This window comes from Nodosilinea sp. AN01ver1 (assembly GCF_050565655.1).
Lineage (GTDB): Bacteria > Cyanobacteriota > Cyanobacteriia > Phormidesmidales > Phormidesmidaceae > Nodosilinea.
This window is the reverse complement of sequence record NZ_JBNXVS010000005.1, coordinates 1-19,354: the sequence shown is the minus strand read 5'-3', so window position 1 is coordinate 19,354 and position 19,354 is coordinate 1. Positions and strand designations below refer to the sequence as shown.

The window sequence follows — 19,354 nt, the reverse complement described above, 5'->3', positions numbered from 1 at the left end:
GATAGTACTTTGATTATGCTTTCTCGAGGGGTGCCATCGTCAAGCCAGCCCGAGTAAGTTGGGTGTGGTAAAGCTCGGCCTGCTCCAGCGGCCCGACCCAGACAATCGCCTGACCATCGTGGTGTACCTGATTGGTCAACTCCCAGGCGCGATCGCTGCCCATGCCCGGAATGTACTTCATCAGACAGGCTGCCACATGCTCAAAGGTATTGAAATCGTCGTTGAGCACGATAATTTTGTAGTTGGGGTACGGCTTGCGCGTGGTTTGGCGGGTCTTTTCAGGGGCGATCGCAGGCGCTGAGGAAGCCGCTTGGGGCAAAACCGAAATCATGGGGCTGATCCTGAACGTAATATCGGGCAAGTACTCGCTAAATCAGGGCTTAACCCCTAACAGTGTATCGAATTCTGCCAATCTTCCCCAGCCGTGGCCGCACCTTTACCTCCGTTGGCAAACAGCCTTAGTTAAGCGGGCTCGAAGAGGCTACAGCGACAGCACCCGCTCCAGCTTGGGAATGGTGAGGGGCAGGTCGATGTAGGCATCGGCGGCGGCCAGCGAGGCGATCGCCATATCCTGGGGGCACAAAATGGCAACCTTAATGGGCTGAGCTACCTGCGGCGGCTTGAGCTGCTGCAGGTGGGCGGCTAGGGCAGGGTTGCGGGCCTCGCGATCGCCCACAATGACTAGGTGGGGCGCGTTTACCGCCAGCTGCTGCTGCACCTCGGCCCAGCTGCGGCAGCCGTTCACCTGCCACCCGCAGGCTCGAACGTAGGCCACCAGCGCCCGGTGATGGTCAAGGTCGGTATCGACGACGACCAGGCGCTGCCCCCTCGACTCCTGCAGCGGGGCGCTGAGCGTTTGAGCGGCTGTCGCTGCGCTACCCCCTGGCCCCTGAATCGGCAACCGCAGAAAGAATCGACTGCCCTGCCCCACGGCTGACTCAACCCGCAGGTAGCCGCCGTGGAGCTGAGCCAGCTGGCGGGTCAGAGCCAGCCCCAGCCCCGCGCCATCGTACTGACGATTGAGTTCGTGATCGAGCTGGGTAAAGGGCTGAAAAATTTGCTCTAGCTGATCGGTCGGAATGCCAATGCCGGTGTCTTCAATTTTGAATTCTATCTGGGTATCGCGGCGCTGTACCGCCAGCGTGACCTGCCCCTGGCGCGTAAACTTGACGGCGTTCGACAGCAGGTTGAGCAACATCTGGCGCAGACGACGCTCGTCGGCCCAACAGGTGTCGGCATCAGTCGCCCCTTGGTAGGCTAGCGTTAGCCCCTTCTCGACGGCGCGGGGCTGAATCATGGCCAGGCACGATTGACACAGCTCTGGCAGCGATACCTCCGTCAGCCTCAGGTGCTCCTGGCCTGCCTCTACCTTAGACAGATCGAGAATGTCGCTGATAATGGCCAGCAGGTGCTCACCGCTGCCGTGAATGTAGTTTAGGTACTCCACCTGTTTGGCATTGAGCGGACCAACCACCTGGCGGGATAGCAGCGCCGACAGCCCCAGCACCGCGTTGAGGGGGGTGCGCAGCTCGTGGCTAATCATGGCCAGAAATCGGCTTTTGGCCTGGCTAGCGGATTCTGCTGCCTGGCGCTGCGCTTCGAGAGCCTGGGTGCGCTGGCTCTGCTGAGCCTCGGCGAGATGACCCCGCTCGCGGCTGGCCTCGCGCCGCGCTAGCGCCTGCTGTAGCTGCTCAAAGGCGGCTTCATCTCGACAGAGAGGCCGCAGATCGTCCAGAGGGTTAGCGGTCATGGTAAACAGGCCGTCGGGCTGATGGGTAATCCTGGGATTTGGCCTCTGGCCAGGGCTACCCCCATTAAACCCCACCGAGCTGAGGCTGCCGCATTCTGAAACTATTGTTTAGGGCTGATATTTGGGCCTGATATTTGAGCCGGATGCCTAGGGCTGATGTTGGGGCTGGCCCTCCGGTGGAGAGGCCGCCGCGAAATGCTGGAAGCCCTGGCTAAAGCTAAGGACAGTGGGGGGAGCCGCGTTTGCATGCCGTAGCTCGACGCCCACGGTCGCTGTCGTTTCGCCAACGATGGCGCAGTCGCCCCCCAGGCTAGCCCGCAGCGCTGTGGCCAGGGGCCAGGGTAGACACAGCACCAGCTCAAAGTCTTCGCCGCCGTAGAGGCACCAGTCGATCGCCTGCGATCGCCCCACCCAGGCCGCCACCGCTGGGTCAATGGGCAAGCTCTCCGCCTGCAGCACCGCGCCGACCCCGCTGGCCTGGCACAGGTGCAGCACCGCGTTGGCCAGGCCGTCGCTGGAGTCCATTGCGGCGATCGCGTCTGTATTGGCCTCGTTCCCCAGCACTTGCCACAGGGCAGCGATCGCATCAAAGCGGGGCCGGGGCCGCTGGTGGGCTGCGATCCAGCGATCGCGATCGGCAGCGGCTACCTCCGTGCCCCGCTCTGGGTGCAGCAGCAGCTCCAGCCCTGCCCGCGACAGGCCGTGGTGACCTGTGGCCACAATCGCCTGCCCCGGCTGAGCGCGGTGGCGGTAGAGGGCGCGATCGGGCCGCACGCTGCCCAGGGCCGTGATGGCAACGCTTTTAGTGTCGGCGCGGCAGAGGTCGCCCCCCAGCACCACGCCACTCCAGCGGGTGAGGCCAGCGGCCATGCCCTGGTACAGCCCTTCTACCCAGCTCAGGGGAGTGTGTCCCGGCAGGCTGAGGCCCACGGTGATGCCCACCGGAGCGGCCCCCATGGCGGCCAGGTCAGAGAGGTTGGCGGCAACGGCACGCCAGCCCACATCGGTGGGGGAGGTAGTGCGATCGCTAAAGTGCACTCCATCCACCAGCACGTCGGTGGTCACCACCAGTCGCTGGTTGGGGGGCAGGGCGACCACCGCTCCGTCATCGCCAATCACATCTCCAGGGCAAAACCGGAACAGCCGCTGCAGCAGCCCCAGTTCCCCCAGGTCAGCGATGGTCTGTGAGTTGCTCACGGCAGTCAAAAATAGAAATTTATACTGAATCCTGCATGTATGCCCCTACAAATCTCTGTTTTAGATCGGGGTTCCTCAAGGCGGATTTGGTACTAGGTAGGTTCTACCAGGTTGTCGGCTCCGGCAACCACCCGAATCGACTCAATGCGATCGCCCTGGGTGAGCTGCTCCAGGACCTCTTTGTTTTCAACCACGTAGCCAAACACCGAGTAGCGCCCGTCCAGCAGGTTCAGCCCCGCTGGCGTCATCTCGGGTTCAAACAAGAAAAAGAAAAACTGCGACGAGCCGCCGTTGGGGTCGGTGTTGGGGCGGGCCATGCCCAGGGTGCCAAAGGCCGAGAAGGGCAGCACTGGCGCATCTAAAAAGCGACCGATCTCTTCTAGAGTAGTGCCGTAGACCGGGGCCTCGTCGCCCTTGACCAAAATTTCGAGCGGAATCGCCCGGTAGGCCTTGGTTTTGGGGTCGATAAAGCCGTCGTCGGGGCCAGCCGGGTCGCCCGTTTGCAGCACGTAGTTGTCTTCGGCTCGGGTAAACTCCATGCCGTCGTAGAAGCCCCGCTGCACCAGGTCGATAAAGTTGCCGCCGGTCACCGGAGCGCTGTAGCCGTCGATGACCGCCTGCATAGTGCCCTTGCTGGTTTTGATTTCTACCGTGGCGCGGCCCTTGAGCTGGGGCAGGGTGTCGTACTCGGGCGGCACGGCGTAGGGAAAGTCTTGCACCATCAGCTCTTCAATCTGGCTGACGTCGTCGAGTATGGCCGCTCGCCTGAGCCAAACGGTTTCGCGATCGCGCAGATCGACCGCCTCCCGCAGGGGCACCAGCTGAGCCTCTATATCGTCGAGGTAAGAGATCGCGGCCGCCCGTTTGCCGCTGGGCACCGACGCCAGGATGGCTTCCCGGTTGCGCATCAAGACCCGCTCAACCTTGGTCAGGTCTTTGCTAATGGGTCCCCAGCGCTTGCTGCGCAGCCAGTCTGAGAGACCTTCTAGCGTGGCCTGCACCGACCGAATATCGGGATTGTCGATGGGCAACGAGTAGCGCAGCAGCGCCCGACCGTCGGTAATGGCGTTGCCCGGTGGTAGGTAGGCCACCAGCTGACCAGTCGGCAGGGCCGTGGCTGCGGCCGCCGGACCTAGCCACAGGCAGACCATTACCACCAACCCCCACCCCAGCCGCGCCAGAAGCCGCGCTAGAGTACTTCCGCCTAAACCCAGCCGTTTGTTCATTGCCTGCATGTTCCTGGCCATAACGTCATTTTCCGCCTCCGGCGGCCTCTGTCCTGCAGCGCACTGCGCCCCTACAATCTTGTCATACTCTGGAACACCCCTGGCCATAGCTCTTTGCCCCTGGTTTCCTGCCTCAGATCGTTGTCCTCTGGCCGAGGCATTTTTGTGGCCTCAGCTAGGCCCTAGAGTCGGGACGTTCTGGTGGGCTTTGGTTAAGGGCAAAATCCTGTGGGAAATGGCCGCAGGGGGGTAAAATGAGATGCCAAATAAAGACTGTCCACCGTTAGCCAGCGCCATGATTTCTAGCAACGACTTTCGCACCGGTACCTCCATTGAGCTAGACGGCTCCGTCTGGCGCGTGGTCGAGTTTCTCCACGTTAAGCCGGGTAAAGGCTCCGCCTTTGTGCGCACCAAGCTCAAGAATGTCAAATCTGGCAACACCGTTGAAAAAACCTTCCGAGCTGGCGAAACCGTACCCCAGGCGGTAATCGAAAAGCGCGACATGCAGCACACCTACCGCGACGGTGAAGACCTGGTCTTCATGGATATGGAAACCTACGAGGAAGTGCGCCTAACCACCGACGAGATTGGTCCCCAGGTGAAGTATTTAAAAGAGGAAATGGCCGTCAGCGTGGTGAGCTGGAATGGCCAGATCTTAGAGGTTGAACTGCCTAACTCCATCGTGCTAGAGGTTACGCAAACCGACCCTGGGGTAAAGGGCGACACCGCTACCGGCGGCACCAAACCCGCCATCCTCGAAACCGGGGCTCAGGTAATGGTGCCTTTGTTTATCTCGATTGGCGAAAAAATTAAGGTGGATACCCGCACCGATACCTACCTGGGCCGCGAGTAGGGTACTGTCGTCAATATCGTTTACTGGCGTCAAGCATCTGGGCTACCTCTGGGCTCAGGTGAGCCGCCAAACTCTTTATAAAACCTGATTAGACCGTATGAGACTTACGCCGTGGAATTAAGCGTCACCGACCTGAGAGAATTAGTCGCTGCCCTGAGTCAGAGCGATATTGTTGAACTCACCCTCAAAAGTTCAGATTTTGAGCTTACCCTGCGTAAACCCGGCGCTATGGTAGCGGTGGCAGCGGCCCCTGTCGCCTCGGTGCCGGGGCCAGAGCTGGTGGTGAGCGCTTCGCCGTCTGTCGTCGAGCCGACCCCGGCTTCCCCCACGCCGCCAGTCGCACCACCGGGCAAAGGCAGCGATTTAGTCGCCATCAACTCTCCTATGGTGGGCACATTCTATCGATCTCCGGCCCCCGAAGAGCCTCCCTTTGTAGGGGTGGGCGATCGCATCAGCACCGGGCAGACGGTGTGTATTATCGAAGCGATGAAGCTGATGAACGAGCTAGAAGCCGAGGTCAGCGGCGAAATCGTCGAGATTTTAGTCGAAAACTCTCAGCCCGTAGAGTTTGGCCAAACCCTGATGCTGGTGCGACCCGTGTGACCTTTGCCCTGGTGTGTCTATGACTGTTGACCAGCGCATTATTGTGCCTTTAGATGTGCCATCGGCCTCGGCGGCCCTGGCCCTGGTTGAGGCGCTGCCCCAGGTAAGCTTCTGGAAGGTGGGGCTAGAATTATTTGTCAGCGCTGGCCCAGCGCTGATTGAGGCCCTCAAAGCGCGACAGAAGCGGATATTTCTCGATCTCAAGTTTCACGACATTCCCAACACAATGGCGGGGGCCTGTGCCGCCGCAGGCCGCTATGGGGTCGATCTATTTACCGTCCACACGGCGGCGGGTAAGGAGGCTATGGTGGCGGCGCAGACCGCTGCGATCGCCGGAGCGGCAGCGGCAGGCGTCGAGCCCCCCACGGTGCTGGGGGTTACGCTGCTGACCAGCATTGCCCCCAATGTTCTGGCGGAGGAGCTCAGAATCCCGCTCGAATCGACCAGCTACGTGCTGCAAATGGCACGGCTGGCCCAGGACAGCGGCCTTCAGGGGGCAGTCTGTTCACCCCAGGAAGCCAGCCAGCTGCGGCGCTTTTTGCCCGCCGACTTTGCCCTGGTCTGCCCTGGGGTACGGCCTACCTGGGCCAGCAGCCAGGACCAGCGGCGCACCCTCACCCCCCTGCAGGCGCTGCAGGCTGGAGCTACCTACCTGGTGATTGGTCGCCCTATTACGGCTGCCCCCGACCCCGCCGCCGCCTTTGAGCGCATCTGCGACGAATGCTCTACCGCGATCGCTCCCTAGTGCAGCAGCCCCGCTATCACCGGCTGCTGGCTGTGGTCCTGGGCCTGGCTGCTCTGGTAGCCCCAGAGGGCGGCCTGGCCCAGTCCCCGCCTCCAGACTCGCTCTACCTCCGGCCCCCCAACCGCTGCCCCAGCGATCTCCAGGGGCTGACCGCCGGGCTGTTGAGAGATCTACCTGGCTACGCTAACCGGGTGGCCAGCCGCAACCTGCGCATTCCGGTAGAAGAACCCAGCGTGGCTCCTCCCAACATTGTTGTGATCGCGAGCCTGCCCGACTTCACCCCTATCGATCTGTCTGACTATTCCCCAACGGATTCCCCAGCAAATTCCTCAGGCAGTGAAAATCCAGACAGTAATTTTGCAACCCGTGGCGACAGTTCGCTGCAGCAGGTATTCTTCACCACCCTAGAGCGCCAGTACTGGCGGAACCAGCTGGTGTCGCTGCAAAACTACCACTGGCTATTTCTGGTGCAAAACCAGGACGGCTGGTACATGGCGCTGCTGTACTCCAGCCTCGATCGCTATACCGTGAATGCTAACCCCCTGGAGCGAGTTGCGGGCCAGCGTTCGCCCACTCCACCTGAGGAAAGCAGCGACGGCATTATTGGTCAGGCGATCAGGCTCTGGCTGCGCGACTGTCGAGCCGGGGCAGTGTTTCCTGTCGATCCTGAGGGCACCGCTGTTTCCCCAGACGATGCGGCACCGCCCGATGCCGTCCCGCTGGATGAAACCAGTCCGTAGAGAGTGTCGCGCTGACGGGCGGGGCGGTTCAGGCTGGCGATCGCACCCCGCAGCTCATCCACCGTCATGCAGGTGCCTCCCTGGGCTCCAGCCATCGTGGTGATGTGCTCTTCCATCAGCGTGCCGCCGATATCGTTGCAGCCCCAGGTCAGCGCCTCGGTGGCCCCGGCCAGCCCCAGCTTCACCCAGCTGGGCTGGTGGTTCACAATCCAGTTGCCCAGGTAGATGCGGGCTACCGCCATTAGCAAGAGCGCATCGGCTAGCACCGGCTGGTCGCGCCCTACGCGGCGGCGCAGGGGCTGAGGGGCCTCCTGCCCAACAAAGGGCAGCACAATAAACTCAGTGATCGCCGCCTTTTGGCCCCCTTCGATCGACTGACGCTGAAGCTGACGCAGCTTTTCCAGGTGTGTCAGCTGCTGAACTGGGGTTTCGATGTGGCCCGACAGCATGGTGCTGGTAGTTGGTAGGCCAATGTCATGGGCCTGGCCGATAATTTCCAGCCAGGTGGCCGAGTTAATTTTCTCCGGGCACAGCACCCGCCGCACGGTGTCGTCGAGCACCTCCGCTGCCGTGCCCGGCAGCGAATCGACCCCGCCATCCCGCAGGGCCAGCAGCACGTCTCGGTAGCTCAGCCCGTCCTGGCGAGCAATAAACTGCACCTCCTGGGGCGAAAAGGCGTGCAGGTGCAGGGCCGGATAGCTGCCTTTAATGGTCTCGGCCAGCTTCAGGTAGTAGCGCAAAGAGCTGCCGTCGATTTTGGCGGCGGGGTTCAGCCCGCCCTGCATGCAGATTTCGGTCGCGCCCACCGCCACCGCCTCAGCCGCTTTTTCAAGGATGGGAGAAAAATCGAGCCAGTAGGAGCCCTCGGCCTCGGCATCGCGGCGAAAGGCGCAGAAGTTGCAGTGCTGCTCGCAGATGTTGGTGAAGTTGATGTTGCGGTTGACCACGTAGGTCACTGTTGCCCCGACCTGGCGCAGGCGCAGGGCGTCTGCCGTCTGCCGAATCGCCGCCCGCGCCGCTGGGTCGCGCTGCTGCAGTAGAGTCACTCCGTCAGCGGCTGAAATATCAGCCCCAGCCAGAGCTTCAGCGAGAATCGGTTCAATATCCATAGGGTAAAGTAGGCCGCTGCCCATAACGCACCTCTCTATTGTGCCTGCTGTGGCGGTTGAGCGCTGAAGGGGGTGGCTCCGCTACAAAAACGCGATCGCCCCAGGGAAGCTCATACTCCCTGAGGCGATCGCGCAGACTACCCTAAGCTCCTTAGCCTCCGGCTACGGCGGGCACAATGCTAACTTCGTCCCCGTCGCTGAGGGCCGTCTCTTTGCCGTCGAGAAACCGAATATCTTCGCTGTTGACGTAGAAGTTGACAAAACGGCGCAGCTCACCGGCATCGTCACAGAGGCGAGCTTTGATGCCGGGACAGTTGCTCTCCAAATCGTTGAGCAGTTCGACGATGGTGCCGCCGCTGCACTCAAGGGCAGCCTGGTTGTTGGTGAACTTTTGCAGGGGGGTCGGAATGAGTACTTTTACAGCCATGGTGGTGTCTATTACAGAGGTCTGAGAATTGTAGGGTCTAAGAGCAGTCAAAAAAATGATCCCGCAGCGATCGCCAGGAGATCAGGCACTGGGAGAATCGGGCGGGCCGAGCGGCCCGGCCCGATAGCAGCGGTACTAGACGGGTACCTGCTGCCACTCCAGGCGGTCTAGGGTACGAGACCGCTCGAGCGCCCGCTCAAAGCTTTCCAGCTTGGGCTCAATCGTGAAGGGTTCGCCGATATAGCCCTGCACGGCCTCCTGAGTCTTTAAGCCGTTGCCGGTGATATAGACCACCGTAGATTCTTCAGGGTCAATTTTACCGGCTTCCACCAGCTTCTTGAGGACTGCAATGGTGGTGCCGCCAGCGGTCTCGGTAAAGATGCCTTCGGTCTCGGCCAGCAGCTTCATGCCTTCTACCACTTCAGCATCGGTGACCGACTCAATGTTGCCGTTGGTCTTGCGGGCAATGTCGAGGGCGTAGATGCCGTCGGCGGGGTTGCCAATGGCGATCGATTTGGCGATCGTGTTGGGCTTCACCGGGGTGACAAAATCGCGCCCTTCCCTAAAGGCCTGGGCAATGGGGGAGCAGCCATCGGCCTGAGCCCCGCTAAAGCGCACCGGCTTGTCGTCGACCAAACCCACCTTAACGAACTCCTGAAAGCCCTTGTAGATTTTGGTGAATAGAGAACCAGAGGCCAAAGGAGCCACAATGTGGTCGGGCAGTCGCCAGCCCAGCTGCTCCGCTACTTCATAGCCCAGGGTTTTAGACCCTTCCGAGTAGTAGGGGCGCAGGTTGATGTTGACGAAGCCCCAGCCGTGGGTGTTCGCCACTTCAGAGCAGAGGCGATTGACCTGGTCGTAGTTGCCCTGTACCGCCATCACGGTGGGGTTGTAGATCAGGGTGCCCAGTACTTTGCCTGCTTCCAGGTCGGCGGGAATGAAGACGCAGCAGTCTAGCCCGGCATGGGCCGCGATCGCCGCCGTCGAGTTAGCCAGGTTGCCCGTACTGGCGCAGGAGACGGTTGTAAAGCCTAGCTCTTGTGCCCGCGTTAGCGCCACCGATACCACCCGATCTTTGAAGCTGAGGGTGGGCATGTTGACGGCGTCGTTCTTTATATAAAGTTCTTTTAGACCCAGCCGCCGAGCCAGGCGGTTAGAGCGCACCAGGGGGGTCATGCCCGTACCCACATCAATGGGGGTGTCGGTGCTAACCGGCAAAAAGTCTTTGTAGCGCCAAATTGACAGCGGCCCAGCCTGAATGGTGCTGCGCGTTACCCGCTGACGAATCGCATCGTAGTCGTAAGCTACCTCTAGCGGACCAAAGCAAACGTCTTCGCAGACGTGCTTAGCGCCCAAGTCGTAGGTTTCGCCGCACTCCCGGCACTTTAGAGCCGAAAAGGTAGGCGTGGTGGCGGTGGAGCGTTCGATGGACTGCGTCATGGCGGTTTCTCTAGAGTCTGGTAGTTGTCTGGCTGAACTAGGTTATTCAGAACGTAACACCAATCACAAGACCTGGTCAAACATACCCGACTTTTTTGGTCGGGTACAGTCTAATCCTTTGCCGCTAAAGAGTTTTCGCCCTTGCCTGGCAATCTGCCTGAGTTGTTCTGTGAACTTATCTACCTCTGCTGCAGCTGTTTTAGTTCAATCTTTTTTCCCTCACCTGCTTTTCCAGCTTGAGCAGATAGAGACCGAGCTAAGCGATGTACCCAGTTCAGCCTGGGATCTGGAGCCTTCACACCGGCAAAACCCCACACCTCGACTGGAATTTGGCTTGGCAACCACGCTGACAACAGAAAAACCACGGCCAGGAATCAGCAAAGTAGCGTGCTATACAAACGCCTCCCAGGTAGTTGAGGTTAAGTGATCTAAAGTCATGGAACGTTTGCATTATCTAATGTGCCAGACCGATTAAACTGCTCTATGCTTGGTGCCCAAGGTGGTCTGTACTGAGGGCTTAGCCTTAGTTTCGCCGCGTAGAACAGCAATTTCAGTGCAGATGCCTTCTGTGATGCTCTTAGCAGAACGTTTATGGTAGTGACCCAAGATAAGCCGCTTGCCAATGTCTTCCGCCAGCTGTCTGGGGGGGCGTTTCCCCCGGTCGTTGAGTCCTACGATCGCGGCAAGACTATTTTCTTTCCGGGAGACCCCGCTGAGCGGGTCTATTTTTTGCTCAAGGGAGCCGTCAAGCTATCGCGGGTATACGAGGCCGGAGAAGAAATTACGGTCGCTCTGCTGCGAGAAAATAGCGTATTTGGGGTGCTGTCGCTGATTACGGGCAATCGGTCCGATCGCTTTTATCACTCTGTGGCGTTTACGCCGGTCGAGCTGCTGTCGGTGCCCATCGAGCAGGTTGAGCAGTCCTTAGAAGAAAATCCTGAGCTGGCTCTGCTGATGCTACGGGGCCTGTCATCGCGAATTTTGCAGACCGAAATGATGATTGAGACGCTGGCCCACCGCGATATGGGATCGCGGCTAGTCAGCTTTTTGCTGATTCTCTGTCGCGATTTTGGCGTCCCCAGCCAGGACGGCATCACGATTGATCTAAAGCTCTCTCACCAGGCGATCGCCGAGGCCATTGGTTCAACTCGGGTCACCGTTACCCGCCTGCTTGGCGATCTGCGTCAGGAGGGCATGATCTCTATTTATAAAAAGAAGATCACCGTGCACGACCCGGTAAATCTCAGCCAGCAGTTTACCTAGTAGTTGATCTAGAGGGTGGTTAAGCCAGGTGCACAATGACGGTCTGGTCTAAGGCTGGGGCTGAGGCGGTTGGTCGGTTACACCTGGGCGTACAAGAGCCCAACCCATGCAGTAGAGTAAGTGCAAACTCCCCTGTGGCTGGTGCATGGTTTCTGGGTACGTATTGATTTTGGCGGTATTGATGCTTGGGGGGGTGATTGCTACCCTGGGCGATCGCATTGGTACGCGAGTGGGCAAGGCCCGCCTCAGCCTCTTTAACCTGCGCCCTCGGCAAACGGCGACCGTGGTCAGCACGGCTACAGGGAGCATCATTTCAGCCTCGACGCTGGCTCTGCTGTTTGGGGTGAGCAGCCAGCTGCGTACCGGTGTATTTGAGCTGGGCCGTATTCAGGATGATTTGGCCAGTGCCGAGGCCGATCTGGCCCAGGCCCAGGCCACTCAGGAGAATGTGGAAGCCGATTTAGAAGCGGCCACCGCTGAGCGTCAGCGGGCCCTAGGGCGGCTGCAGGAAGTGAACGAATCGCTCAATCGAGCCGTAGAGCAGCAGGAAGCGACCGAGGACGAGCTGCGCCAAACCCTCGGCCAGCTAGACACCGTCTCACAGCAGGCCGAAACGCTGCGACAGTCAACCGCAAGGCTGCGGGTAGAGCGCGATCGTCTGCTGCAGCAGCAGGCCACCATTGGCCGTCAGATTGCCCAGCGCGATCGCGCCATTGCCGAGCTTGACCAGCAGATCGCCCAGCGCGATCGGCAGATCGCCGAGCGCGAACAGCTGCTAGTCGACCTTGAAGCCCAGCAAGACTTTCTACAGCAGCAGGTGGCGGCGCTGCAAACCCAATATCAAGGGCTTTTTCGCGGCAATATTGCCCTCAACCGCAACCAGGAGATTTTGACAGGGCAGGGGCGGGCCGAAAACCGCGCCCAGGCCGAAGAATTTGTGACCGAATTTTTGCAGGAAGCTAACCGCATCGTTTCTCGCGCCATTGCCCCCGGTACGCCAATTGATCAGCAAATTCTGCTGATCGGCAATCGCGAAGTCGAAGCCCTCATCGATCGGTTGGCCACAGGCGAAGACTACGTGGTGCGACTGCTGTCGGCAGCCAACTACATTACTGGCGAACCCTGCGTCCTACAGCGGGGCGAGCCCTGCATTCAGGTCTTCTTCGACGCCACCCCCAATCAGCAAGTTTATGCAGAGGGCGAGCTGTTGGCTACCGTAGCGCTCGATCCACCGCCGTTTGAAGATCGTCAGCTGATCGAGCGGCTCAATCTGCTGCTGGCCGCCACCCAGTTTCGGGCCCGCCAGGATGGCATTGTCAGCGACAACCTGCAGGTGGCCGACAATCGCCCCGAAACCATTTTGAACTTCTTAGAAATGGTTCAGCAGTCGGGTCAGGCTGTTGATTTTCAGGCTATTGCCGCCACCGATATCTTTACGGCGGGGCCAATGCAGATTAATTTGGCCGCCGTTCGTGACGGGAAAATCCTATTTCAGACCAGCGTAGCCCCTCCTCTGCTGGAGAACGGCGTTGAAAACGGTGGTAGTCGCCCTAATCTAGAGGGCCGTTAGCCTCATTAGGATCCAAATCTAATTATCCTTGGTGGCGAATATTTAATAATGTCTAAAAAAATTTCTAGATAGTTACCATATGCCTCTACTTCGATACTGTGGGGATCACCTGTGTTTAGAATTAGCCTAACTGTCAGCTGCTAATTAATTGCTTTTAACCCTGGCCTGTGTCAAAGCAGGCGAACTTTAATATATCTGGAGCGATCCCATGAAATTTGAGGATATTTATCAGTTCTTCGAGGATCCACCGCCAATCTACCTCAACAAAGAGCTTGCCGTCTGCTACGTGTTGTCGGTGCTGCTCCAGCAAGATTCCTACGGTACAGAGTTGATCCAGCGGTTGACGCACCACTATCCCCACTATCGCTTATCTGACACCGTGCTGTACGGGGCGCTTAAGTTTTTAGAAGACGAAAACGCCATTGATGGCTACTGGAAAAAGGTAGAAGGTCGGGGCCGCCCCCGCCGCATGTACCGCCTCAACCCTGACTGGCGGCTGCAATCTGAAGAACTGGCCGAGTTCTGGAAAACCTATATGGGCGATCCGGTACGGCCCACTACCACCCAAAGCCCCGCTTACTCCTCCCCGCGCCGATGACGGGCCACGGCTAAATCCTCAAGGGCCATCAGCCAGACTAGGACTACCTGAATGATCCATCATTCCGTACCCTAGAAAGGTACCCCAGTTGGCCCACCCGTGACTGAAACCGTAACCTACTCAACCCTGCTTCTAACCCTGCTCATGATAGTGGGGTTAGTCTTTTTTATTCGGGCTTCTACCAAAGATCGTATAGAAACCCTAACACTGACTCGCCCCGTAGCGCCGTTTACCCTGCTGCAAACGCTGACCACCCATTTTGAGAACCGGGCCTACCAGGTGACGGCTGCCGAGGCCGAAACTCAGCGCATTGTGCTGAGCGGGCGAGTGCGGCCTAGCCTATTTTTAGCTGGTTTTTTAACCCTGCTAGCCGCCATTGGTGGGCTGTGCTTTGCGCTTGTGCTGACCAATTTATGGCCTGCCTATGGGACTGTATTTTTAGGATTGATTGGAGTAGCGCCAGTGGCCGGCTGGTTTTACTGGCGAGGGTCTGACCGCGATGAAGACATCGTTCTTCAGGTGCGCCCGGAGGCTTCTTCAGAAGACCCCATCAACCTGTCTGCCACCGTCACCGTCACTGCCCATCGCGACGAACTGATTGCCCTAGAGCAAGACTTGAGCCGTGAAAAAAAAAGCTAGCCCCTTAAGGCCAGCTTTTCGGTACTTAGCTTTGCGCTATTGAATACGATGACTCAGTTAACCTCGCTAAACCAGCTAGGCCGGTCAGCAGTCTATCTGGTTTAGTGAGTCAGGGTCTCTAGGGCTGAAGCGTTCTCCTCATCTTCTTCGCCGAGCAGGACCCGCAGACTGGGGAAGAGAAAATGGTTCTCTTCAACGTACTGGGCTCCGAACAAACCCTTCTCGGCCCAAAAGTACCGGTCAGTAGTGTGCTCGTTCCGTTTGACCAGCAGCAGGGCTGGGGGGGCGATGCCCTCGGAATGGATGAAATTCCGAGCTGCGGTTACGGGTTTTTCGTTGCCGCTCTCAATACTATACTGAGGAACAGCCTCTAAGATGCGACGGCCTTCTAAGCGACGACGACTCTTACGCTTGCGTCTCCTTGCCAAGTTGCCTACCTCCCTCTCAGTGGATATTTGGATGTAGTTTCGGTTACAAAATTTGTTAACCAGGCCAAGTATATAGGCTCAAAATAAGAATTTCAACTTCTCTTAAAAATCGTGCTCAAAGTGCTACAAACCATGGCTTGTAAAGGTTACAAGGGTGTTCAATGGAAATAGGCTTGAACAGAATTGTTAAAAAATTGACAAAACTTTAATTTTTCTTCCGTCAAACTCTTAAGTTGCTTTGCCATGATTGGCTCCCCTAGCTCCGAATTTATGGCTCTGTGTCAGTCTCAGGTTCTCCTGCTGACCCAGGCTCTGGGGGCAATGTCGACAGTAGTCTACCTAGTCGAAACTACGGCAGACTCAATCAACCCGACTCTGGTGCCCCTGGTGGTGTACCCAGAGACTGCCGACCTCTGGAGTGGCTTGCGAACAGGGTTAGCGGCGGTCTCTGAGGGCGAACACGAGAAGGGCGAAAACGAGGCTAAAGGCAGCGGTCAAGAGCCGTCTCAAGCTGCAGTTCAGCTGGACAAGTGGCCGTCTCACCCTGGGACTACCCATCTCAATCAGTCGGCCTACTCTTCTACTGATAGTCTGAATGACCACCGTGACCAACGCGACGAACGGCTTGGAGATAGAGTAGTTTCGCTGCCCTCGAGTTTAGCCTCCCCAAGGGCAGGGGCCGATTCGACTGCCTATCCTCTGGTGCTGCCTTTAACCCATGAAGGGGTTGTGCTAGGCATGATGGTCAGCACCCGTGACGCTCAACCCTTCACGCCCGATGATTATCAGCAGGCGGAGCAGGTGGCTACTACCCTAGCGATCGCCTGCGTTATGGATCAGCGCAGTCAGTGGCTCCAGCGCCAGCTCAACCAGCGCCAGCTTAACCAGGCTGATCAGTCTGAAACATTTCATGATCTGCTGCACCAGTTTCGCAACCCGCTAACGGCGCTACAGACCTTTGGCAAGCTGATGGTCAAACGCCTGCCCGCCGAAGACACCAATCGCCCCATCGTCGAAGGTATTGTGCGTGAAAGCCGACGGCTGCAAGATTTGGCCCAGCACTTTGATGACGCTGTAGCGATCGCCGACGAAACTCTCGCCCAGCCCACCAGTCCTTCGGTCGGTGGGCTACTACTGCCTGGCGCAATCGGCGATTTTGGCGGGCAAGCTGCGGCTGCATCTGACGAGCAGGGAGCTACCAGTGGGCTAGCGATCGCCCCTGCCGGTCATGGTTTGGGGCGATCGCTAACCGTAAAACCTGGTGCGATCGCCGATGTGGCTCTACCCCTGGTGCAATCAATTCTGCCGCTGGCCCAGGAGCGAGGTCTGCACCTGGTGCACCATATTCCTGACGCCCTACCGAATGTCTGGCTTGATCCAGCTGCCCTAAGCGAGGTGCTGCACAACCTGATCGACAACGCGCTGAAGTACACCTCCCCTGGTGCGCTGGTGTGGGTGACGGCCGGGCTAGTGCAGCGGCTAAACACGCAGGTTTTCCAGGGCGTTACCGTCGGCGATACGGGTGAGGGCATTCCCCCTGACGATCAGCCGCAGCTGTTTACCCGTCATTTTCGCGGCGTGCAGGCTCGCGGTGATATTCCTGGTACAGGATTGGGTTTGGCGATTGTTCAAGACCTTGTACAGGGTATGGGGGGCCACGTTGATTTAATCAGCCCGGTACAGGGTACCCCCTGGCTGCCTCCTGAAGCCGCGGCCTACCCCTCCCGTCCGGGAACGTTGTTTGTGGTGTGGTTGCGAGTCTCCCCTAGAGAATCGTTATCAGAGCCGCGTACCCAAGCAGATGCCTGAGCCCAAACGCGATGTTTTGGTGTAGTCGTTCCCCTAGCTGTGCTTAACGCTACTAAAAGCCGCTTCCATAGGAGAATAAAACCAGCTCGTCTACCCGGCTAGCGCCTTTGGCGTCCTCATGCTCGACGTCGTATCCCTCTGGTATTTCCGACTGTAGACCCCTAAATCGCAGGCTCTGCAGTAGAGACATTTCTGCATTTATATAGTCAATCCAAAATTAAACACTGGTGAATTTATGTCAACCACCCTCTCCCCTGTCCCTTCCACTCGGCTGATGCCGCCGACTTCCCTTAATCCCCTGGTCGTGCCCGATCGCTTGCTGCTGGGGCCAGGTCCTTCCAATGCTGATCCCCGCGTGATTGCGGCTATGAATCAGCAGCCTATCGGCCACCTTGATGCCGCCTATCTGGCCATGATGGACGAGGTACAAGACCTGCTGCGCTACACCTGGCAAACCACCAATCCCCTCACCTACGCCGTAGCCGGTACAGGGTCAGCGGCAATGGAAGCCACGATTGCCAATGCCGTCGAACCGGGCGATCGCGTCCTGGTTGCCGTCAAAGGCTACTTTGGCCATCGCCTAGTCGATATGGCCCAGCGCTACGGAGCCGACGTTGTCACCATTCACCGGCCCTGGGGTGAAGCCTTTACCCTTGAAGAACTGACTGTAGCCTTGGATGAACATCGGCCTGCGGTGCTGGCGATCGTCCATGCCGAAACCTCCACCGGAGTGCGTCAACCTCTTGAAGGGTTAGGATCCGCCTGCGCCGCCCATGATTGTCTGCTACTGGTCGACACGGTGACGAGTCTGGGCGGTGTGCCAATCTTTCTCGACGAATGGCAGGTCGATCTGGCCTACAGCTGTAGTCAAAAAGGACTGAGCTGCGCCCCCGGTATTTCTCCCTTTACCATGAGCCCTCAGGCCGTAGCCAAACTGGAAAACCGCCGCCAACCCGTTGCCAACTGGTACCTCGATGCCAATCTACTGCAAAAATACTGGGGGCCAGAGCGGGTCTACCACCACACCGCTCCTGTCAACCTTACCTATGCCCTGCGCGAAGCCCTGCGTCTACTCGCCGAAGAAGGTTTAGAGGCCCGCTGGCACCGCCACCAGCAAACCGCCGCCTATTTCTGGTCTGGGCTAGCTGACCTCGGGCTCACCTGCCACGTAGACGAATCGCTGCGTTTGCCCACTCTCACCACAGTGCGTGTGCCCGATGGCGTTGATGCCAAAGCTGTGAGCCGCCAGCTCATGGCCGACTACAACATTGAAGTCGGCGGTGGTTTAGGAGAATTAGGCGGTAAAGTTTGGCGAATCGGTTTAATGGGCTACAACAGCCAGCCTCAGCACGTTGATACCCTCCTAAACGCTCTAGGCACTGTGCTGCGTCAGTCCACCTAACGCACCGATCCACTGGTTTCTGTAGTAGCTGACCTGGCATATTTAATAGTGAAGAAGGCAGTCTATGCTGGACTGCCTTCTTCACCAAACAGTCTTCTAAGCCACATTTCGTTGAGCACTTTCTAGCAGAGGAAATCCTAGCTTTTCCCGCTGTTCAAGGTAGAGCTGTGCCACCCGGCGCGCTAATCCTCTCACCTGACGAATGTAACGGGTGCGCTCGGTCACCGAAATGACTCCCCGTGCGTCCAGCAAATTAAACGTGTGAGAGCATTTGAGCACGTAGTCATAGCTCGGCAATACCAAGCCCCGATCCATCAGCTGCTCCGCCTCCTGCTGATATAAATCAAACAGGGTAAACAGCAGCTCTGAATTTGACGCCTCAAAGTTATAAGTTGAGTTTTCAATTTCAGCCTGCATGTAGATATCGCCGTAGGTCAGTTGGTCGTTCCATTGAATCTTGGCGATCGCATCCACCTCCTGCAGGTACATGGTTAGCCTCTCCAGTCCGTAGGTCAGCTCAATCGACACCGGCCGACAGTCAATCCCCCCACACTGCTGAAAGTAAGTGAACTGGGTAATCTCCATTCCATCCAGCCACACCTCCCAGCCCACGCCCCAGGCACCAACCGCTGCATCCTCCCAGTTATCCTCCACAAATCGAACATCGTGATCTTCAGGTTTAATGCCCAATGCTCGCAGCGACTCTATATATGTTTCTTGAATATCGCTCGGCGATGGCTTAAGCAACACCTGGTACTGAAAATAGTGCTGGTAACGGTTTGGATTCTCCCCATACCGCCCATCTGCCGGTCTCCGGCAAGGTTCCGCGTAGGCAACCGCCCAAGGCTCTGGCCCTAGAGCCCGCAAAAACGTATGTGGGCTTTTCGTCCCCGCTCCCTTTTCCGTATCGTAGGGCTGCATAATCACGCAGCCCTGCTTGGCCCAAAAGTCGTTCAGCGTTGCAATGACAGACTGAAAGTTCACAGATTCCCCCACTGGTCCAGGCTTTGGCTCAATACTTTTACTAGTATTCAACAGACCTGCCCCAATAGATCGTGACGGCGTTGAACTCCTCACCGTTACCCTAGGCTTCAAATCAAACCTGTCCTCAGAACCGCCTGCTCATGCTGCCTTCGCGTGATTTGCCAGAGTTGTCTGTATCCCCAATTACAGAGCCAGGCTAACATCGCCGCAATGCCCTTAACCCTTGCCCACGGTAGATCTCAGGACGCTAGCCGTGCCGCTCTGTGGACGCCCTCGCCCCCTAGATGCAGTGTAGGCAAAAAGTTTTTTTCGGGAAAAATCGCCTAAATTGACTTGAAAGCTCGTCCTAGAATGTCAAAAACCCTTGCACCGCAAGGGTTTTGAACCAAAAAAATTTCTTTACCCTTTGCTCTTGACACCCAATATCAATCTAGATATATTGATAAAGCGCCTGAGAAAAGCGGCTCAAATGCGTCGCTCACCGAGGGTTAGCAGCGAACCTCGACAACTACATAGTCTAGAAACAAAGCCAAGGTTCCTGTCAAGGATTAAATTGGTTTAACGATAGCAT

At 57.9% G+C, this 19,354-nt stretch carries 19 protein-coding genes; 10 read left to right on the top strand and 9 right to left on the bottom strand.

Features of this window, described 5'->3' with window-relative positions:
- Window positions 1-13: 13 nt before the first annotated feature.
- The 4 genes from clpS to ACQ4N7_RS06300 all read right to left on the bottom strand — a co-directional run bounded on the left by clpS (window position 14) and on the right by ACQ4N7_RS06300 (window position 4,173).
- A complete protein-coding gene (gene clpS, locus ACQ4N7_RS06315) occupies window positions 14-331 on the bottom strand; it encodes an ATP-dependent Clp protease adapter ClpS (RefSeq protein ID WP_430710767.1) in 318 nt (105 codons plus the stop codon).
- Between the two features lie 150 nt (window positions 332-481).
- On the bottom strand, window positions 482-1,750 hold the full coding sequence (locus ACQ4N7_RS06310; protein WP_430710766.1) for a sensor histidine kinase: 1,269 nt from the start codon (window positions 1,748-1,750) through the stop codon (window positions 482-484).
- A gap of 147 nt (window positions 1,751-1,897) precedes the next feature.
- On the bottom strand, window positions 1,898-2,947 hold the full coding sequence (gene thiL, locus ACQ4N7_RS06305; RefSeq protein ID WP_430710765.1) for a thiamine-phosphate kinase: 1,050 nt from the start codon (window positions 2,945-2,947) through the stop codon (window positions 1,898-1,900).
- A 92-nt stretch (window positions 2,948-3,039) separates the two neighbouring features.
- Window positions 3,040-4,173 (bottom strand): peptidylprolyl isomerase, encoded by a 1,134-nt coding sequence (locus ACQ4N7_RS06300; protein ID WP_430710764.1) that lies wholly within the window; start codon window positions 4,171-4,173, stop codon window positions 3,040-3,042.
- A 295-nt stretch (window positions 4,174-4,468) separates the two neighbouring features.
- On the opposite strand from ACQ4N7_RS06300, the gene efp reads away from it, so the two are divergent.
- The 3 genes from efp to pyrF all read left to right on the top strand — a co-directional run bounded on the left by efp (window position 4,469) and on the right by pyrF (window position 6,374).
- Entirely contained in the window at window positions 4,469-5,026 is a 558-nt protein-coding gene (gene efp, locus ACQ4N7_RS06295; protein ID WP_194050656.1) for an elongation factor P, read from the top strand.
- Between the two features lie 111 nt (window positions 5,027-5,137).
- The gene (gene accB / locus ACQ4N7_RS06290; RefSeq protein ID WP_430710763.1) at window positions 5,138-5,629 is read left to right on the top strand and encodes an acetyl-CoA carboxylase biotin carboxyl carrier protein; all 492 of its coding nucleotides are present in this window, start codon (window positions 5,138-5,140) and stop codon (window positions 5,627-5,629) included.
- Between the two features lie 19 nt (window positions 5,630-5,648).
- Window positions 5,649-6,374, top strand: coding sequence for an orotidine-5'-phosphate decarboxylase (gene pyrF / locus ACQ4N7_RS06285; RefSeq protein ID WP_430710762.1), 726 nt, complete (start codon window positions 5,649-5,651; stop codon window positions 6,372-6,374).
- Window positions 6,375-6,981: 607 nt separating this feature from the next.
- Here pyrF and cofH read toward each other — a convergent pair.
- The 3 genes from cofH to thrC all read right to left on the bottom strand — a co-directional run bounded on the left by cofH (window position 6,982) and on the right by thrC (window position 10,090).
- A complete protein-coding gene (cofH, locus tag ACQ4N7_RS06280; RefSeq protein ID WP_430710761.1) occupies window positions 6,982-8,223 on the bottom strand; it encodes a 7,8-didemethyl-8-hydroxy-5-deazariboflavin synthase subunit CofH in 1,242 nt (413 codons plus the stop codon).
- A 151-nt stretch (window positions 8,224-8,374) separates the two neighbouring features.
- Window positions 8,375-8,650 carry a MoaD/ThiS family protein gene (locus tag ACQ4N7_RS06275; protein WP_106868885.1) on the bottom strand — a complete coding sequence of 92 codons (276 nt, stop codon included), beginning with the start codon at window positions 8,648-8,650 and terminating at the stop codon, window positions 8,375-8,377.
- 135 nt (window positions 8,651-8,785) lie between these two features.
- A complete protein-coding gene (gene thrC / locus ACQ4N7_RS06270; RefSeq protein ID WP_430710760.1) occupies window positions 8,786-10,090 on the bottom strand; it encodes a threonine synthase in 1,305 nt (434 codons plus the stop codon).
- On the opposite strand from thrC, the gene ACQ4N7_RS06265 reads away from it, so the two are divergent.
- The 5 genes from ACQ4N7_RS06265 (at window position 10,089) to ACQ4N7_RS06245 (ending at window position 14,160) form a co-directional block, all read left to right on the top strand.
- Window positions 10,089-10,517, top strand: a complete 429-nt coding sequence (locus tag ACQ4N7_RS06265) for a hypothetical protein (protein ID WP_430710759.1) — start codon at window positions 10,089-10,091, stop codon at window positions 10,515-10,517. The genes thrC and ACQ4N7_RS06265 overlap by 2 nt on opposite strands.
- A gap of 164 nt (window positions 10,518-10,681) precedes the next feature.
- Window positions 10,682-11,353, top strand: coding sequence for a global nitrogen regulator NtcA (ntcA, locus tag ACQ4N7_RS06260; protein ID WP_017297200.1), 672 nt, complete (start codon window positions 10,682-10,684; stop codon window positions 11,351-11,353).
- 145 nt (window positions 11,354-11,498) lie between these two features.
- Window positions 11,499-12,923: a DUF3084 domain-containing protein gene (locus tag ACQ4N7_RS06255; RefSeq protein ID WP_430710758.1), complete on the top strand. Its 1,425-nt coding sequence runs from the start codon at window positions 11,499-11,501 to the stop codon at window positions 12,921-12,923.
- A 208-nt stretch (window positions 12,924-13,131) separates the two neighbouring features.
- On the top strand, window positions 13,132-13,521 hold the full coding sequence (locus ACQ4N7_RS06250; RefSeq protein WP_106868888.1) for a PadR family transcriptional regulator: 390 nt from the start codon (window positions 13,132-13,134) through the stop codon (window positions 13,519-13,521).
- 99 nt (window positions 13,522-13,620) lie between these two features.
- Window positions 13,621-14,160: a cofactor assembly of complex C subunit B gene (locus tag ACQ4N7_RS06245; RefSeq protein ID WP_430710757.1), complete on the top strand. Its 540-nt coding sequence runs from the start codon at window positions 13,621-13,623 to the stop codon at window positions 14,158-14,160.
- A gap of 101 nt (window positions 14,161-14,261) precedes the next feature.
- Here ACQ4N7_RS06245 and ACQ4N7_RS06240 read toward each other — a convergent pair whose 3' ends face one another.
- Window positions 14,262-14,588: a DUF3155 domain-containing protein gene (locus tag ACQ4N7_RS06240; RefSeq protein ID WP_106868889.1), complete on the bottom strand. Its 327-nt coding sequence runs from the start codon at window positions 14,586-14,588 to the stop codon at window positions 14,262-14,264.
- Between the two features lie 243 nt (window positions 14,589-14,831).
- Between ACQ4N7_RS06240 and ACQ4N7_RS06235 the strand changes: the two genes are divergently transcribed.
- Window positions 14,832-16,397, top strand: coding sequence for a GAF domain-containing sensor histidine kinase (locus tag ACQ4N7_RS06235; protein WP_430710756.1), 1,566 nt, complete (start codon window positions 14,832-14,834; stop codon window positions 16,395-16,397).
- 235 nt (window positions 16,398-16,632) lie between these two features.
- Window positions 16,633-17,799, top strand: a complete 1,167-nt coding sequence (locus ACQ4N7_RS06230) for a pyridoxal-phosphate-dependent aminotransferase family protein (RefSeq protein ID WP_430710755.1) — start codon at window positions 16,633-16,635, stop codon at window positions 17,797-17,799.
- Between the two features lie 96 nt (window positions 17,800-17,895).
- Here ACQ4N7_RS06230 and glyQ read toward each other — a convergent pair whose 3' ends face one another.
- Window positions 17,896-18,783, bottom strand: coding sequence for a glycine--tRNA ligase subunit alpha (gene glyQ, locus ACQ4N7_RS06225; protein WP_430710754.1), 888 nt, complete (start codon window positions 18,781-18,783; stop codon window positions 17,896-17,898).
- Between the last annotated feature and the right edge of the window lie 571 nt (window positions 18,784-19,354).